The organism is Paenibacillus sp. Y660 (assembly GCF_057221575.1).
Genome location: NZ_JBXBBJ010000006.1, coordinates 99,829 through 117,387, shown reverse-complemented (window position 1 = coordinate 117,387; position 17,559 = coordinate 99,829). Strand labels below are relative to the sequence as shown.

The window sequence follows — 17,559 nt, the reverse complement described above, 5'->3', positions numbered from 1 at the left end:
GAATGAAGCAAATGCTGATGCACGTAGACGGTGAGATGTTGCAAACAGCCGTGCTGGAGGATGGCCGCTTAGTTGAATTTTTTATGGAGAAAACAAAAGCAAGCAGTTTGGTTGGCAATGTCTATAAAGGTCGTGTCGTGAATGTTCTGCCTGGTATGCAGGCGGCATTCATTGATGTCGGACTATCCAAAAATGCTTTTTTGTATATTGATGAGCTGCTTCATCCTCATTTGGAAAAACAGCCCGCACAAAAGCCGCAAATTCAGGAGCTGATCAAACCGGGTCAGGAGCTTCTCGTTCAGGTGATGAAGGAGCCGCTTGGGGGCAAGGGCGCCCGCGTGACGACACACTTTACGCTGCCTGGCCGCTGGCTCGTCTATATGCCGAATGCCGATTATGTCGGCGTTTCCAAAAAAATCGGCACGGAGGGCGAGCGTATGCGCTTGCGCGGCATCGGCGAGAAGCTGAGGGAGCAGGAGGAAGGCATTATTTTGCGCACCGCGGCTGGAGGGGAAAGCGAGTGTTCCTTATGTGCCGACGCGGCGCAGCTGCGCGAAATATGGCATGGCATTAAAGAACGGAGCATAGAGGCTCATGCGCCGTACGAGCTGCACCGAGAGGCTGGACTTATGAGGCGTGCCATTCGCGACACGCTGACGATAGACATGGATGAAATATGGATCGATGACGAAGCTAGGTTTGAGGAAGTATCAGCGCTGCTTGAGGAGATGACCCCTCAGCTTCGCGAGCGTTTGAAGCCGTATAAGCAGAAGAAAGGGCAATCTCTATTCGATGCTTACCTTGTGTCAGAGCAAGTAACGCGTGCATTCGAGCGCAAGATCCTGCTTGTCAGCGGAGGTTATCTCATTTGGGAAGAGACGGAGGCGCTCACGGTCATCGATGTGAACACGGGTAAGTTTACGGGAACCTCCGGTTTAGAAGATACCGTATTTCGCACGAATATGGAAGCGGCTGACGAGATTGCGAGATTGCTTAGAGTAAGAGATGTCGGCGGCATTATTATTATTGATTTTATCGATATGGAGCAGGAAGAGCATCGCGAGCATGTCATGCAAAGACTGACAGAGAAATGCCGCAACGATCAAACGAAATGTACGATCCTGGGCTGGACTAAGCTAGGGTTGATTGAGATGACACGAAAAAAAGCGCGTGAGAACGCCGTCCGCCAACTAACGGAGCGCTGCGAGAGCTGTGGAGCGCATAACAAACGGAGCGAAACACTGAAATAGTTTATTTTTTCTTCGTAGAGGAATTGATATAGCTTGCATAGTGTGGTACACTCTTTGGGTGTGTGTCTCGTACCTCGTAAGGAATGAGACGTACAAGTACCGCTCCGATTGGGTACATAAGCGTTTGCGGCGCAAGCTGCAGGCCACCTGAATTAGGCGAGTCTTCGAAAATAAGGAGGTGCACCAACAATGTTTGCAATCATCGTAACAGGCGGAAAGCAATACAAAGTTCAGGAAGGCGATGTTATCTACATCGAAAAACTGGATTCTGAAGCAGGCGAGAGCGTAACGTTTGATCGTGTTTTGGCGGTTTCTAAAGGTGACGGTCTTGTAACTGGAACTCCGGTTGTTTCCGGCGCTACAGTAACAGGCAAAGTCGAGAAACAAGGCAAAGGCCAAAAAATCATCGTTTACAAATACAAAGCCAAAAAGAACTATCGTCGTAAGCAAGGTCATCGTCAACCGTTCACAAAAGTAACAATCGAGAAAATCCAAGCGTAAGAGGAATTTCTATGATAACCGTTACATTTGTACGGAGAGCCGCTGACAGACGTATCGTATCATTTGCAGTCGAAGGACATGCTAAATATGCGAAGCCCGGCAAAGATATCGTTTGCGCGGGCGTATCGGCCATTTCGGTCGGTACCGTCAACGCGATCGAAGCTTTAGCAGGAGAAGAGCTCCCCGCTAAGATGAAGAACGGCTGGCTGTCGTCGGACATTCCGACGCTTGCAGACGAGGCTTCAGATGGCCGGATGCAGCTGCTGCTGGAATCGATGGCGGTTATGCTTGACACTATCGCAAAATCATACGGCAAGCATGTCGTTATTCATGAACTTCTTAATGCGTAGCCTTTCGAAGTGGGTTTGCTTAAAACCCTTAATGTTCATGCTTCCAAGTAGGTTTGCTTCACAAACCTTTGAGAAGGAGGGAATAACTATGTTGAAACTGAATCTTCAGCTTTTCGCTTCGAAGAAAGGTGTTGGTTCCACAAAGAACGGACGTGACTCGCAGTCGAAGCGCCTTGGCGCTAAACGTGCTGACGGTCAAACCGTATCCGCTGGAAGCATTTTGTTTCGCCAACGCGGAACAAAAATTCACCCAGGTACTAACGTAGGCATCGGGAAAGACGATACGCTTTATGCAAAAGTAGAAGGCGTAGTGAAGTTCGAACGTTGGGGACGCGATCGCAAAAAAGTGAGCGTATATCCAGCTGTTCAAGCTCCGGTAGCTGCAGCAGTAGAAGCTTAATACAACCTTATATATGCACCAAGACCCGGCCTGCATCGCTTGGCCGGGTCTTTTTTATGTCAAAGCTGGTGACCGTAGGACGGTGCGTGCTATACTGGATAAGCTAGGAAATACGAAGAAAGTAGGTTTAATCGATGGGACGCTTAACAATGGCGAAATATTACGCGGCGGCAACGATTTTATTGCCGAGTGCCGCAGTACTTATTTGGCCCGCTAAAGTGTGGTTAACTGCTGTCTTTCTCGTTTGGCTTATAGCTGTTGCGACTTACTTTGTACGAACGGAACGGAAAGAGCATGCGGAGCGGACTGCGCGAACGATTCAATCGCTGCAAAATTCTGCTATACGGACACTCAATCATCACCGTCATGACTGGATGAACGATTTGCAAGTCGTGTTTGGCTACATTCGGCTAAAAAAGCTGGATAAAGCGGCTGAGTATGTGGAGAAAATAAGTGAGCGGATGGTTATGGAGAGCAGCATATCCAAGCTGGGCGTACCATCCTTGATTAGTTATATTCAATCGTTTCGTACGATATCCAACTCACTGGAGCTGCAAATCGTTATTAAAGACGATATTCACTTAAACGAAATTACGGCGGATGCCGATCAAATAGCCGAAACGCTCATTCATACGATAAACGCATATCGGTTTGCGGCGAAGCCTGGCTATGGTCATGCAGCCGTTCTTACGCTGGAGCTGTCAAGGGATGAGGAAGCGCTCTATGCAGCCTTTTATTATGATGGCGAGCTAATGAACGAGCAGCAATGGAAGCAAAAAATACAACAGCAGTTGGAAGGCGCGCCATTGCAGCCGATCAACTTCGAGCAGCCTTATGCAAAGGTGCTGCTGAGGGCGGAAATGCGCGCATGAACGGGGGCACAACATGTTTGTCGACAAAGCGAAAATATTTGTAAAAGGCGGCGACGGAGGCGATGGTATCGTTTCGTTTCGCCGTGAGAAATACGTAGAGCAGGGCGGTCCAGCAGGCGGCGACGGCGGACGCGGCGGCGACTTGATTTTCCAAGTGGACGAAGGGCTCCGCACATTGATGGATTTCCGCTATCAGAAGCATTTCAAGGCTAATCGCGGAGAGCGCGGAAAAGTAAAGAGCATGCACGGAGCGGGTGCGGAGGATACGATCGTACGCATTCCGCCGGGCACGGTAATCGTTGATGATGATACACAGGAAATCATTGCAGATATGACGCGCCACGGACAGCAGATTGTCATCGCAAAAGGCGGCAGAGGCGGCAGAGGCAACATCCGCTTCGCAACGCAGAACAACCCTGCTCCGTACATTTCGGAGAACGGCGAGGAAGGGCAAGAGCGCTGGGTTGTGCTTGAGCTTAAAGTTATGGCGGATATTGGGCTAGTAGGCTTTCCTAGCGTAGGTAAGTCGACCTTGCTTTCTGTCGTTTCAGGAGCTAAGCCCAAAATTGGCGCATATCACTTCACGACGATTACGCCAAATCTCGGCGTTGTAGACGTTGGGGATGGCCGAAGCTTCGTAATGGCCGATTTGCCGGGCTTGATTGAAGGCGCGCATGAGGGTGTTGGGCTTGGGCATGAGTTTCTTCGCCACGTTGAACGGACACGGGTTATTATCCATGTTATCGATATGTCCGCTTCCGAAGGACGCGATCCTTTTGAAGACTGGGTGAAGATCAACGAAGAGCTGGTACTCTACAATGAGAAGCTTGCCGATCGTCCACAAATCATTGCTGCAAACAAAATGGACATGCCGGATTCCGAGGAGCAGCTTGAGCTGTTCAAGCAGCAGCTTGCAGAAGTGAGCGGCGACCGCAATTACGAAATTTTACCTATTTCCTCGCTCACGAAGCAGGGAATACAGGAGCTTCTGTACAAGGCGGCCGATGTGCTTGATACGGTATCCGAGCAGGTTGAGATCGAAGACGTGAAGGACGTAGCTGAGCGTAAGGTTTACACTTATGAGAAACGGGAAGAGACGACCTTCACCATCCATAAGGAAGATGAAGTTTACGTGATCGTCAGCGAAGGAATCGATAAATATATGAAGCGGATGAATTTGACCTCCTACGATGCGGTTATGCGCTTTGCACGTACGATGCGCAAAATGGGAGTCGATGCCGAGCTTCGTAAAATGGGCGCAAAAGATGGCGATATGGTACAAATCGGCGACTTCGCGTTTGAATTCTTCGAGGGCAGCGATTACAATCCAAACGGCTAGATCACAAATGCAGGAATGAAGACGGCGAAAGCCGTCTTTTCTTATTTTGCCTATTGCCCCAAACGGTATATTTCGTTATAATGTCCACTATAGGTGAACAATTGTCTTTTTGAGGAGGACGAATAGTGAGTAAACGCTATTATGTCGTTCGGGAGGACATTTTACCGGAAGCGATAATGAAGACGATACAAGTAAAAGAGATGCTTAACCGAGGCGAAGCGGCGACCGTTCATGAAGCGGTTGAGCGCGCTGGGCTTAGTCGAAGCGCTTTTTATAAGTATAAAGATGGCGTCTATGCACTCAATGAGCTGGAGCGTGAACGCATAGCGACGATCGCCATGGATTTGGAGCATCGCTCGGGCGTGCTCTCGAACGTGCTCAGCACGGTGGCAGGCTTGGAAGGCAATGTTCTGACCATGAATCAGACCATTCCGCTTCAAGGGTTGGCTAACGTCGTCATCTCAGTCGATATTTCGCAGCTTTCCGGGGAACTGTCATCGCTGGTCGAAATACTTCGCAGCCTGCCTGGCGTGCGCAAAGCGTCGGTCATCGGACAAGGATAACAGAATAGATAATGGAGGGTATATATGAAGCCGATTAGAGTTGGATTATTAGGTCTTGGAACAGTAGGTACAGGTGTCGTTCGCATCGTTGAAGGGCATCAGGAGGATTTGGCAAGCCAAGTTGGATCTCCAATCGTCATTGAAAAGGTGCTCGTTCAGAACAAGAGCAAAGTACGCAATATTTCAATCGATCCAGATAAGCTTACAGAGGATGCCTGGGATATTATCCGTCATCCCAACATTGACGTGATCGTTGAGGTTATGGGCGGAATCGGGTTAACGAAGGAATATATTTTGGAGGCGCTATCCCTTGGCAAGCATGTCGTAACGGCCAATAAGGATTTGATGGCGCTGCATGGTCCTGAAATATTGGCGAAAGCGCAAGAGAACCGCTGCGATGTGATGTATGAAGCAAGCGTTGCAGGCGGTATCCCGATTATCCGTACGCTCGTTGAAGGCTTCTCCTCAGACCGTATCAATAAAATTATGGGTATCGTGAACGGAACAACAAACTTTATTTTGACAAAAATGAGCCAAGAGGGCGCTTCTTACCTAGATGTGCTGAAGGAAGCTCAGGAGCTTGGCTATGCGGAATCCGATCCGACATCGGATGTCGAGGGTCTTGATGCGGCTCGCAAAATGACGATTCTTGCTACAATCGGCTTCCGCGCCAACGTAGCGCTTGAGGATGTTACGGTTCAAGGCATCTCTTCGATAACCAAAGAGGATATATTATATGCGAAGCGTCTTGGCTATGTAGTGAAGCTGCTTGGCATCGCAGAGCGTCAGGATGATCTTATCAGCATTAGCGTACAGCCAACGATGGTAAAACATACGCATCCGATTGCGTCGGTTAACGGCGTATTTAACGCGGTATATGTTTACGGCGAAGCGGTTGGCGAAACAATGTTTTATGGTGCAGGCGCAGGCGAGCTTCCGACAGCGACCTCTATCGTCTCCGATTTAGTTGCCGTAGTGAAGAACCTGAAGCTTGGCGTTAACGGCATGCAGGGAAGCCTTGCTTACAAAGAGAAGAAGCTGAAGACTGACGAACAAATCTCTTCTAAATATTTCTTGCTGCTTAAAGTAGCGGATCGCGCCGGCGTACTTGCGCGCATTACGCAAGTTTTCGCAGACTTTGAAGTGAGCTTGGAGTCTGTGCTGCAGCAGCCGACTCCGTCGAAGCCGGAAGTTGAAATTATTATCATTACACATGATGCGAATAAAGCAGCTATGCAGAGAGTACTTGAAACATTCGAGACGCTGGATGTCGTTCACGAAGTGAAGAGCGTCTACCGCGTAGAAGGGTAATCTAAGATGAATAATCGTAGAGTCATAGTCAAAATACCGGCAAGTACGGCCAATTTAGGACCAGGCTTCGATACGCTCGGAATGGCGCTCTCCCTGTATGCATGGGTTGAGATGAGTATCTCGAATCAAACGGAATTTCAATTTTACGGCGATCAGATGAAGGGTTTGCCGAAAGATAAATCAAATTTGGTTTATAAGGTTGCTCAGCTAGTATTCAAGGAGGCGGGCGTCCAAGTACCGGAGCTCTCGATCTCGATGTACAGCAATATTCCGCTTACGCGCGGACTCGGCAGCAGCGCGTCGGCTATTGTAGGCGCGCTGGTTGCCGCTAATGCTTTGATCGGCAGTCCGCTCACAAACGACAAGCTGTTCCAAATGGCTACGGCATTGGAGGGGCATCCTGACAATGTGGGCGCATCATTGTTCGGAGGCATCATCGCTTCCGCTTGGGATGGCGAGCGGGCTGATTACATACGCATTGAGCCGCATGAGAGCCTCTCTACGCTCGTTGCGATACCGGCCTTTCAGCTTTCGACGGAGAAAGCGCGTCATGCGCTGCCTTCGCAGGTCAGCATGGCTGACGCTGTGTTCAACGTCGGCCGCAGCTCACTGCTCGTCGCGGCGCTTGCCAGCGGGGAGCTTGGCATGATCCGTCATGCCATGAAGGATCGGCTGCACCAGCCTTACCGTGCAGCGCTCATTCCCGGCATGACGACGATTTTGGAGCGCGCAGTTGAACATGGCGCGCTTGGCGTTGCGCTGAGCGGGGCAGGACCGACGCTCATTGCCTTTGTTGACGAGAAGGCGAATAGCGAGCCGCTCGAGCAATTTTTGCTTGAAACGTTAAAGCAGGAGGGCATTGAGGCGAAGACGCTTAGGCTGCCGCCATGCGTGCAAGGTCCGCAAGTTACGGTTGAGGATATTTCGAAGCAGCCTGCTATCCCTCTTCCTGATAGAATCAAAGGAGAAATGTAGCTATGAAGACGATAGCCGTTTTACCTGCCGGCTCCGTATCGGATGAGGCAGCTAGACATTTTTTTCATGAGGAAGAAATTAATTGGAAGCATCACCGGCTTATTTCCGATGTGTTCTTATCTACGGTTAATGGCATAAGCGATTACAGCATCATTCCGATCGAGAATACCATTGAAGGCTCCGTGAGCTTGCATATGGATTGGCTCGTGCATGAGGTAGATATTCCGATTCAAGCGGAGTGGGTATACCCCTCTATTCAAAATTTGATCGGACGAGAGTCGGAGCTGCTGGGCGATAACGGAGAAATAGATTACTCGCGTATTACGAAGGTTATCAGCCACCCCGTTGCGATTGCGCAGTGTTTGCAGTTTTTGCGCACGCATTTGCCGCATGCCGTTACAGAGCATGTAAGCAGTACAGCTGAAGGCGTAAGAATCGTGCAAAATAACCCGAATGCCGGATGGGCGGCTATCGGCACCAAGACAGCGGCTGCAAATGAGAAGCTGGATGTGCTCGCGAGCGAGATTACCGACCACGATAACAATTACACTCGTTTTTTGCTGGTTGGAACGGAGCCATACACGGCTCGCCAATCCGATCAGATCAAAACGAGCATTTTAATTACGCTGCCTGAAGACTATCCGGGTGCGCTCCACCAGGTGCTTTCCGCTTTTGCATGGCGCAAAATCAACTTATCCCGCATCGAGTCGCGTCCGACGAAGAAAAAGCTCGGCAATTACTATTTCTTTATTGATATCGAAATGGCGCTTGATACGGTGCTGCTGCCTTCAGCCATTCAAGAAATCCAGGCTATCGGCTGTCAGGTACGTGTTCTGGGAAGCTATCCTAGCTTTTCGGAATTTAAGAAATGATCAGCGAAGCATAATACAGTACCTTAAAAGGGAACCATTAAGGCGCATTTGCCTCTGAGTTATAGAAAAAGCGTCTCTGTTGTCGGCATAAAAGTGCTCGATTAATCGATGGCGTTCAAGCAAGCCGAATTCACTCTTAGGGTGGGCTCGGCTTTTTTACTATTTTTTTTGTGAAAGAGGAGACACCTGCCCATGTTCTGCATAGGATGTAAGGATTGATAATAGGCATTAGTGTGCCATGTTATTCAGAACGTGACAGGAGGTTAACAGCGAGTGAAAATCCATATTGTGAAAAAGGGCGAATCCTTATACTTTATCGGCCAAAAGTATAACGTATCGCTGGAAGAGATTTTGAAGCTTAATCCGGGCATTTCGAATCCGGACGCCATTGATGTAGGCATGAAGCTGAAAATTCCGTCAAGCCATGCAGGAGGACCAGGAGGCGGAATGGACATTATGCACCAGCATATCGTAAAGCAAGGAGATACGCTTTGGAAGCTGTCAAAAGCTTGGGGAGTGCCGCTTGCAGACATGATTAAAGCGAATCCACAGCTTAAAAATCCGAATGTGCTGCTCACTGGTGAAATTGTAAACATACCTAAGGTAGGCCATTCGACGCAGGAAGTCCCTGGTCATAGCGGAGGACACGTAGCAGCGCAAAATACCGGCGGCATGAATGCTCTTCATCCAACCTCTATCATGCAGGGCGTTCAAGGCTGGGTAGGTAAGCTATCGACGGCACCTATTTTAGGGAAAACGCCTACAGGTCCAATCACGGGCAAGACGCCGACCGCTCCTATTGCACCGGTTGCTCCAGTCGCGCCGGCACCAGCAGCACCAGCGCCAGTGGCACCTGTTCAAGAGAAAAAGCCTACGGCACCTATCGTGAAGCCGGTAGCGCCAGCGCCTCTTCCTGCTCCTAAAGCGGCAGCAGTTGAACCGGCGAAAAAGGCACTCCCGATCGAGAAGCCTGTAGAGAAAAAGCTGAAACCGATCCACTCCGAATATAAGCCTAATGTTGACTTGTTCAAGCAATATGGCATTCCGGCAACTGAAGCATTGTCCTTGTATGATCTGCCTAAAGCGCCTGAGATGGTATCCCCTGCTGCGCAGCAGCCTCAATTTGGCGGTTACGGCTATAGCCAGCCCATGGTTAATTCGGCGCAAATGGGGCATGGCTACGGTCACCCAATGGTTAGTCCTGCACAGATGGGTCACGGTTACGGTCAACCAATGGTGATGGGAGAACAAACCGGACACGGCCATGGCTACGGCAACTGGCAGCAGCCTGTCCCATTTGAAAATACGGTAAGTCCGCTAAGTGAAGGCAACGATGCGCCATTTGATTGTCCACCAGGAACCGTATTTGTCGGAAGCTATCCATCGCCTTCAACGCTGCCGATGAGCGGAGGACCAGGATGGGGTTACGGTCAACCGATGGTAAGCCCTCTTCAAGAGGGTAAACATGAAAATAGCCAGATGCTCGCAGGAACTTCAGCGTCTCCAAACCAAGGCTTTGTAGCTCCGATGGCGGTTCAGCCGAACCAAGGGATAATGCCATTATCGGCACATCCGAACCAAGGAGTATCGCCTTTATCGGCACAGCCGAATCAAGGAATAATGCCTATATCGGCACAGCCAAACCAAGGGATAATGCCGTTGTCGGCACAGCCGAATCAAGGCTTAATGCCGTTTTCGGCACAGCCGAATCAAGGGATTATGCCGTTTTCGGCACAGCCGAACCAAGGGATTATGCCGTTGTCGGCACAGCCGAACCAAGGAATAATGCCGTTTTCGGCACAGCCGAACCAAGGGATAATGCCGTTGTCGGCACAGCCGAACCAAGGGATAATGCCGTTGTCGGCGCAGCCGAACCAAGGTTGGGTTTCGCCGTTAGCCTCTCAACCAAATCAAGGCTGGGTATCTCCAGCCAGCATGCAGCCGGAGTATGGCTACGGTTATGGTCATGGCGCAGTGTCGCCAGCGAATATGCAGCCTGACTACGGATATGGCTATGGAAATGCTGCGCCATATATGCAATACCCAAATTGGCCGCAAACAGCCGGTGTTGGCAATGTGAATCAAGGTGACTGCGGCTGCAAGGGAGATCGGTCAGATCAACATGCAGCAAAGCAAGCGGATACTGAAGCACCAAAAGCAGTAAAAGCGGTTGTGCCGCGGAAAAACAGCAAAAAGGCGGTAATCCGGTCAGTAGCGTCTCGCCCAAACAAAAATAAACGTGGCAATCAGCCATGGATCAATCGTTAAGATTTAGAAATGAAATTAAGCGCACCAGAAGCCGTTTAGGCTTTGGTGCGCTTTTTGCTTTTTTTGACTCAGGAGTTGGGATAGAAGGATACTTTGAATATTTAAGTAACATTGGCGCATACTATCAAAAAATATAATGAAGGGGTCTTCCCCATGATAGAATTCAGCCTTTGGAAAAACTTGAAGAAGCGTCTTCGCAACAAGCGCCGTCCGATGTGGTCGCTAGGCGCAATCCTGTTTAGTTTATTTGCAGGTTCACTTGCCTTAGATACCGAAAACGCATTAGCAGCGCCAAAACTAGCTGAGCATCAAAGCAGCATCGTTAATACACTTAAGAGTCAAGATGGGCCGATTTCTGTCAAGCTGCACCAGATTTATGTGTGCGGTGAGGAGTCGAAGCCGCTTGGCCGGATGATGAGCAAGCAAATCATAGAGCTCTTGCAGGCTCATCCGGAATGGAAAGCTGTGCTCGATAAGGAGCAAAGCACGGTTTATTTTGAACAAACTATCGAGGACATGTCTGAGTATTGCAAGGCCAACGCTTATATGGGAGTAGATAAGAAGGGCAATCTTACGCTCTTTGACGGTGTTCCCAAAAAGGAAAAAGTCGTTCGTACCTTCTTTCAGCTGGATGTTCGCTATATGGAAAGCAGTCTGCCGCAGGATAAGCTGGATCAGCTTGCGAAGGGGATTCGGATCAGCGACATGGATGAATACAACAGCGTTTTGTCCACCTACAGCGACTTTGCAATTGAGCAAAATCAAAAAGTTATGAAGCCTGCTTATTAGCAGGTTGGCCGTAAAAAGAGATCGCACGCTATTGTGCGATCTCTTTTCGATTTAAGCCTATCAGTTGAAATATCAAACGCGCGTTCTCATTCAGGCCAACTTTTGCTATAATGGATGAAGCAACTTTCAGAGAGTATGCTGATAGCAAGTTTTGCCTGCAAAACTTTTAGCTTATGCTTACGATGCAAGTTTTACTTCACAAAACTTTAAGCTTAACTTACGATGCAAGTTTTACTTCACAAAACTTTTTAGGAGATGGCCGTTTGCGCGTTCTTGGAATTGACCCTGGTTATGCAATCGTTGGATTTGGCTTCATAGATAAGATCGGACACAAGCTTACGCCCGTGCAATACGGAGCAATTCAGACGGAAGCCCATACGCCCCCCGAGCAGCGATTGCTGCAGGTTTACGAGTCCGCGGGTGCATTGATGGATAAATATAAACCAGATACCGTTGGCGTTGAGAAGTTGTTTTTTAACCGGAACGTAACGACGGCTTTTGATGTGGCGCAGGCTAGAGGCGCTATTATTTTGGCGGCTGCGCAACGGGGATTGCCAATTGGCGAATATACACCGCTTCAGGTGAAGCAGGCTGTCGTCGGGTACGGGAAAGCGGAGAAGAAGCAGGTGCAGGAAATGGTCAAAATGTTTCTGAAGCTCTCGGCGGTGCCCAAGCCGGATGACGTCGCCGATGCGCTTGCAGTAGCCATCTGCCATGCTCATTCCGTCGTACTGACCCAGAAAATTAATGAGGTGAATCGTTCGTGATCGATTTTTTAAGAGGCATTGTCGTCCATTTGGACTCCGAGTATATCGTTCTGGACGTAAGAGATACAGGCTACCGCGTATTCACACCTAATCCTTATGCATTTGCCAAAAAGGAAGAGCCAGTCACCGTTTATATTCACCATAACGTCCGCGAGGACGCTATTTTGTTGTTCGGCTTCGAGACGAGGGAGGAGCAGACCTTGTTCCGCAAGCTGCTCGAAGTATCGGGGATAGGCCCGCGCGTCGCTTTAGGCATTTTGTCGGGCGGCAGGCCGGATGCGGTCATTGCCGCGATACAGCAGGAAAATATAGCGTTCCTTATCAAGCTTCCCGGCATTGGGAAGAAAACCGCGCAGCGGATGATTCTTGATTTGAAGGACAAGCTGATCGGCGCCGGACTCGACGGCGGTTTATTGACGGCAGCAGGCGTAGCGCTGGATCTTACGTCGAGCAGACATTCGGGACAAGGTGCAGGCACCGCTTGGCAGGAGGCGCGTGAAGGCCTTGCCGCGCTCGGCTACACGGCTGCGGAGCTGGATATAGCATGGAATGGGCTTCAAAACAGCGTAACGGCGGAGGAAACGGTCGATTCCTTGATGAAGCGGGCTTTGCAGCAGTTGTTTAAAGGCTAACGGAGGGAGATGAACACAAATGGATGATAGAATCATTTCCGCCAACCTAATGATGGAAGATCAAGCGGTGGAGCTTAGTTTGCGTCCCCGCTATTTGGCCGAGTATATCGGGCAATCGAAAGCCAAGGAAAACTTGAAAATTTATATTGAAGCGGCAAAATTGCGCAAGGAATCACTTGACCACGTTCTTCTGTATGGACCGCCTGGGCTTGGCAAGACGACGCTTTCGAATATTATCGCCAACGAGCTGGGAGTCAGTCTTCGCACGACATCCGGGCCGGCAATTGAACGGCCGGGGGATTTGGCTGCGCTGCTGACGAACCTGCAGGAGGGCGACGTTCTTTTTATTGATGAGATTCATCGTCTGCATCGCACGGTAGAGGAAGTATTGTATCCGGCGATGGAAGACTTTGCGCTTGATATAATGATCGGCAAAGGTCCAAGCGCACGTTCGGTAAGACTGGATTTGCCGCCGTTCACTTTAATAGGCGCAACGACTAGAGCAGGCTTATTGTCTGCGCCGCTTCGCGATCGCTTCGGCGTTGTCAGCCGATTAGAGTTTTACACGGTGGATGAGCTTGCTTTTATCGTCGCTAGAACAGCGGAGATTTTGAATGTCAGCATCGTAGGGGAAGCTGCTTCGGAGATTGCGATGCGTTCACGCGGAACTCCGCGTATTGCCAACCGGCTGCTCAAGCGGGTGCGTGATTTTGCTCAGGTTCGCGGTGATGGTGTCATTACGTTTGACATCGCACAATCTGCTCTTGAGCTGCTGCAGGTCGATCCGATGGGCCTCGACAATATCGATTTCAAAATGCTGCAAGCCATGATGACCACTTTTGCCGGCAGGCCAGTCGGACTTGATACCATTGCAGCGACAATCGGTGAAGAAAGCCAAACGATAGAAGACGTGTACGAGCCTTATCTCATGCAAATCGGCTTTTTGCAGCGCACGCCGCGCGGACGGATTGCTACCGATAATGCTTATCGGCATTTAGGGCTTCCAATCCCCGGGAGGTAGATGTCTATGAGCCTCACCGAAAATGGCGCGCCAGAGAGGCTATATGTTATCTATGACGGACAGTGCAACCTTTGCCTTGCTTCCGTTTCGAAGCTGAAGGAGCTGAATGCCAGGGCTGATCTGCATTATGTGCAGATTCAGCAATTGGAAGCAGAAGGACAGGCGCAGCAGCTTGTCCCTCATATTGGTCCGCTCAAGTACGCGGAGCTGTACGAAAAAATACATGTTGCCGATGAGCAAGGCGAGCTGTTCGCTGGTGCGGACGGAGTCGTCCGTATTTTAAGAACGGTTAAAGGCTTGCGCTGGCTGTCTGCATTTTATCGAATACCTGGTATGAAACGAGCAGCTGATCGAATTTATCGATTTATTGCAATTAGAAGATATGAATGGTTTGGCAAAGCAGAGCAAAGCTGTACGATTAATGGGTGCGAGTTGCCGCAAAGCAGAGGGGAGAATAACAAGCATGACGATTAAACCATCCTTCAAGCGTTACATCATTATGGCTGTTGCGGTTCTTTTGCTCGCTTCAGCTTGGACGGGTTCACCTTCACAGGCGGCGGTGCCGAAGCTGGATAATATCCGCGTAGCCTTTTTTATGCAATTGCCTGGGAAATATGTCGATACGACTGCAGCAGCAACTTTTTCGTCAGTTGGCGGTATGAGAATTGGTGTAAGACAGCCGGATGGCATTCATGATTGGTTTAATGTCGATGGAGCTGCTTCGGCTCGGTTTACAGCTGACAGCTTTAAAGTAAAAGTATTTGAATCACCAAATTTCGGCTCAGCGCTAGCCGTGCACAAAAGGCTGCAAGCTTTGAAAGGAGCAGCTTTCCTGACATCGCTATCCAAAAACGGAGCTATCGTCTATCAAGTAATCGAAGGTACATATAAGACTGTGTCAGAGGCAACAACGGCTCAAACGAAATGGAATGGCGACGGTGAGCTTTCTAAGCTGACTGGTGGCTTTAAGTCACTTCTGCAAGGTCCGCTTCACCTGGAAACCGGTCCGCTAGCCAGCAAGGAGGCTGCACAGGCTGCTGCAAGCGGATTTGGGGCAGTAGGCTTGGATGCATTCGTAGCCGTTCGCTCGGCGCAGGCTGGCGCGACAAGCTACTCGGTTATGGTAGGAGCTGCCTTGAGCGATGCGGAACTGCAAATCGTGAAGGCTGCTGCTGCAAAGGCAGCAGGCGGAGGAGCATTGAAGCAAGCAGATTCACAGGTTGCATATTTGCTGGTAAGAAATGACCATTCCGTCAGCGCTCAAGCGCAGATCAGCTCAGAGCTCTATACGTTTGCAGGAAGCGATGTGAAAATATCGGTATCTCCAGCTGGCTCTGACCCGATCAAGCTGACGGAGAGAAGCAATCGCAGCTATCGAGGCGTGTTTGAGCTCAGCATCCTTAATGGAAGCATGGCTGTTATAAACGAGCTGCCCTTCGAGCAATATTTATATTCGGTTGTTGGCGTTGAAATGTACCCTACTTGGCCAGCCGAAGCTTTAAAGGCGCAAGCTGTGGCAGCACGCTCATTTGCATTAAATAAAGGCTTTGGCTTTCAAATCGCACATGTCGTAGATACGACCTTAAGCCAAGCTTACTATGGCGTAGGCTCAGAGCGTCCAACAACTATAGCAGCCGTTGATGAGACGGCAGGCGAAGTCGCGTTGTACAATGGGAAGGTCATCGAAGCGTTGTTCTCAGCGAATGGCGGAGGAATGACGGCAGATGCCAAAGAAATATGGAACAATGCGGTCCCTTACCTGCAAGCAGCGAAGAGCCCGGATACTTCGTCAGAAGCTGGCTTATATAACTGGTATAGAGTTGTGCTCCCAAGCGGAACAATTGGCTATATTCGTGAGGATTTGCTTGATGAGACCGGACAATCGACTGCTGCCGGCAGCCTCATCATGCAAGTAAATACGAATGGAACAAAGGTGCGCAAGCATCCGCTCATTCAAGACAGCATACCTGTCATTGCACAGGCTGACAGCGGAACACAGGTTGTCGTTCTGGACAAAAGCGTAGAATCCAATTCAATGACATGGGTACGCGGTCCTTACACCGCTCAAGAAATGCTGACGGTTATTAATGCGAAGGCGAAAGCCGCTGTTTCCGGTCCGCTAAAAACGTTGGAAGTGAGCCAGCGCGGCGCTTCAGGACGTGCAACGGAAGTTTTGGCAAATGGACAAAAGGTCGCTGTAACCTATCCCATTGATTTCCGGGGCGCGTTAGGCGTGCAAGGCTCGCTGCCAAGCACGCTATTCCAAATCGAGGAAACGGCTAAAGTAACTTTGCTCGGAGCAAGCTCGGCAACGCGCAATAAACCTGCGGATACTGCGCCAATCTATGCAATCAGCGCCGGCGGGAAGATGTCAGAAGCGGCAGATGCCAATTTGTTTATTCTTGATGGAAGCGGGCATATGCGGGCAGCAACGAAGGAGCCTTCCTTCCGGTTTGTAGGGTCTGGCAACGGTCATGGCGTCGGTTTATCGCAGTACGGCGCTTTAAGCCTAGCGCAGCAAGGGTATGACTATCAATATATTTTGAAATACTATTACAAAGATGTAACCATCGCTAAGGAATGATTGAATCGATATGAACGTAGAATGGTTTGATTTTGAATTGCCGGAGCGCTTAATTGCGCAGACGCCTCTATTGGACAGAACGGCCTCGAGACTGCTTGCCCTTAATAAGCAGACAGGGGAGATCACGCACAACAAATTTACCGATTTGGAAAATTATGTACAAGCGGGAGATGTGCTCGTATTAAATGATACTCGAGTTATTCCGGCACGCTTGACAGGCATAAAGAGTGACACGGGAGCTAAGATTGAGCTGCTGCTGCTGAAGCAGCTCGAAGGCGATAGCTGGGAGGCTCTTGGCAAGCCGGCTAAACGCTTAAAGTTAGGTACTGCGCTTTCCTTCGGAGACGATGGAGAAGGCAATCCGCTGCTGCGTGCTGTTATCGAGCAGGAAGGCGAGATGGGCGGAAGAACGATACGGTTCGAGTACGAAGGCATCTTCCAAGAGCTGCTGGACCGTCTGGGCGAAATGCCCTTGCCGCCTTATATTAAGGAACGGCTTGAGGAAAGAGAACGATATCAGACCGTTTACTCGAAGCATGCCGGCTCTGCTGCTGCGCCGACTGCTGGTTTGCATTTTACGGATGAATTTCTTGAGAAGCTTCAAGCTAAGGGAGTTAAGTTAGCGTATGTTACACTTCACGTAGGACTGGGCACTTTCCGTCCGATGTCTGTAGAGCTTGTTGAGGATCACGAGATGCATGCGGAGTATTATGAGCTTAATGAGCAAAATGCCGCAATAATTAATGAAGCCAAACAGCGCGGAGCACGTATTATTGCGGTAGGAACAACCTCTTCGAGAACACTCGAGACGGTAGCGGCTCGTTTTGAGGGACATCCTATTGAAGCTTGCAGCGGTTGGACGTCGATTTTTATTTTTCCGGGCTATGAGTTTAAGCTCGTTAATGCACTTCTCACCAATTTTCATTTGCCGAAGTCAACGCTTGTTATGCTCGTAAGCGCACTGGCTGGACGTGATGCTGTTATGAAAGCCTATGAGGAAGCGATAGCGCATGATTATCGTTTTTTCAGCTTTGGCGATGCTATGTTTATTTACTAATTAGGAAT

General features: G+C 49.7%; 18 protein-coding genes and 1 other annotated feature. All 18 genes read left to right on the top strand.

The annotated features are described in order from the left end of the window. The first annotated feature begins 2 nt into the window (after nt 1–2). Nucleotides 3–1,250 carry an Rne/Rng family ribonuclease gene (locus AC2TDN_RS09770; protein WP_482066449.1) on the top strand — a complete coding sequence of 416 codons (1,248 nt, stop codon included), beginning with the start codon at nt 3–5 and terminating at the stop codon, nt 1,248–1,250. 84 nt (nt 1,251–1,334) lie between these two features. Further along, nucleotides 1,335–1,424 (top strand) — a sequence feature (ribosomal protein L21 leader region). Nucleotides 1,425–1,439: 15 nt separating this feature from the next. Continuing rightward, nucleotides 1,440–1,751: a 50S ribosomal protein L21 gene (gene rplU, locus AC2TDN_RS09765; RefSeq protein WP_053374798.1), complete on the top strand. Its 312-nt coding sequence runs from the start codon at nt 1,440–1,442 to the stop codon at nt 1,749–1,751. Nucleotides 1,752–1,762: 11 nt separating this feature from the next. Continuing rightward, complete coding sequence (locus tag AC2TDN_RS09760; protein ID WP_308998526.1) at nt 1,763–2,101, top strand: ribosomal-processing cysteine protease Prp; 339 nt, start codon at nt 1,763–1,765, stop codon at nt 2,099–2,101. Between the two features lie 88 nt (nt 2,102–2,189). Then, nucleotides 2,190–2,501 carry a 50S ribosomal protein L27 gene (gene rpmA / locus AC2TDN_RS09755; RefSeq protein WP_056629028.1) on the top strand — a complete coding sequence of 104 codons (312 nt, stop codon included), beginning with the start codon at nt 2,190–2,192 and terminating at the stop codon, nt 2,499–2,501. A gap of 134 nt (nt 2,502–2,635) precedes the next feature. Beyond that, a complete protein-coding gene (locus tag AC2TDN_RS09750; RefSeq protein WP_484687816.1) occupies nt 2,636–3,373 on the top strand; it encodes a Spo0B domain-containing protein in 738 nt (245 codons plus the stop codon). Nucleotides 3,374–3,386: 13 nt separating this feature from the next. Then, nucleotides 3,387–4,712 (top strand): GTPase ObgE, encoded by a 1,326-nt coding sequence (obgE, locus tag AC2TDN_RS09745; protein WP_482066451.1) that lies wholly within the window; start codon nt 3,387–3,389, stop codon nt 4,710–4,712. 125 nt (nt 4,713–4,837) lie between these two features. Then, on the top strand, nt 4,838–5,275 hold the full coding sequence (locus AC2TDN_RS09740; RefSeq protein ID WP_482066452.1) for an ACT domain-containing protein: 438 nt from the start codon (nt 4,838–4,840) through the stop codon (nt 5,273–5,275). A 24-nt stretch (nt 5,276–5,299) separates the two neighbouring features. Continuing rightward, nucleotides 5,300–6,586: a homoserine dehydrogenase gene (locus AC2TDN_RS09735; RefSeq protein WP_484687815.1), complete on the top strand. Its 1,287-nt coding sequence runs from the start codon at nt 5,300–5,302 to the stop codon at nt 6,584–6,586. Nucleotides 6,587–6,592: 6 nt separating this feature from the next. Then, the gene (thrB, locus tag AC2TDN_RS09730; protein WP_484687814.1) at nt 6,593–7,561 is read left to right on the top strand and encodes a homoserine kinase; all 969 of its coding nucleotides are present in this window, start codon (nt 6,593–6,595) and stop codon (nt 7,559–7,561) included. Between the two features lie 2 nt (nt 7,562–7,563). Beyond that, a complete protein-coding gene (pheA, locus tag AC2TDN_RS09725) occupies nt 7,564–8,433 on the top strand; it encodes a prephenate dehydratase (RefSeq protein ID WP_484687813.1) in 870 nt (289 codons plus the stop codon). A 273-nt stretch (nt 8,434–8,706) separates the two neighbouring features. Beyond that, nucleotides 8,707–10,701 carry a LysM peptidoglycan-binding domain-containing protein gene (locus AC2TDN_RS09720; RefSeq protein WP_484687812.1) on the top strand — a complete coding sequence of 665 codons (1,995 nt, stop codon included), beginning with the start codon at nt 8,707–8,709 and terminating at the stop codon, nt 10,699–10,701. Nucleotides 10,702–10,854: 153 nt separating this feature from the next. Beyond that, entirely contained in the window at nt 10,855–11,490 is a 636-nt protein-coding gene (locus AC2TDN_RS09715; RefSeq protein ID WP_482066457.1) for a BofC C-terminal domain-containing protein, read from the top strand. Nucleotides 11,491–11,753: 263 nt separating this feature from the next. Next, the gene (gene ruvC / locus AC2TDN_RS09710; RefSeq protein WP_482066458.1) at nt 11,754–12,257 is read left to right on the top strand and encodes a crossover junction endodeoxyribonuclease RuvC; all 504 of its coding nucleotides are present in this window, start codon (nt 11,754–11,756) and stop codon (nt 12,255–12,257) included. Then, complete coding sequence (gene ruvA, locus AC2TDN_RS09705) at nt 12,254–12,889, top strand: Holliday junction branch migration protein RuvA (RefSeq protein ID WP_482066459.1); 636 nt, start codon at nt 12,254–12,256, stop codon at nt 12,887–12,889. The genes ruvC and ruvA overlap by 4 nt, the downstream gene beginning before the upstream one ends. A 19-nt stretch (nt 12,890–12,908) precedes the next feature. Beyond that, complete coding sequence (gene ruvB / locus AC2TDN_RS09700; protein WP_484687811.1) at nt 12,909–13,910, top strand: Holliday junction branch migration DNA helicase RuvB; 1,002 nt, start codon at nt 12,909–12,911, stop codon at nt 13,908–13,910. Between the two features lie 6 nt (nt 13,911–13,916). Then, nucleotides 13,917–14,384 carry a thiol-disulfide oxidoreductase DCC family protein gene (locus AC2TDN_RS09695; protein WP_484687810.1) on the top strand — a complete coding sequence of 156 codons (468 nt, stop codon included), beginning with the start codon at nt 13,917–13,919 and terminating at the stop codon, nt 14,382–14,384. Beyond that, a complete protein-coding gene (locus AC2TDN_RS09690) occupies nt 14,374–16,494 on the top strand; it encodes a SpoIID/LytB domain-containing protein (RefSeq protein ID WP_484687809.1) in 2,121 nt (706 codons plus the stop codon). The genes AC2TDN_RS09695 and AC2TDN_RS09690 overlap by 11 nt, the downstream gene beginning before the upstream one ends. 10 nt (nt 16,495–16,504) lie before the next feature. After that, nucleotides 16,505–17,551, top strand: a complete 1,047-nt coding sequence (queA, locus tag AC2TDN_RS09685) for a tRNA preQ1(34) S-adenosylmethionine ribosyltransferase-isomerase QueA (RefSeq protein WP_484687808.1) — start codon at nt 16,505–16,507, stop codon at nt 17,549–17,551. Nucleotides 17,552–17,559: the final 8 nt, after the last annotated feature.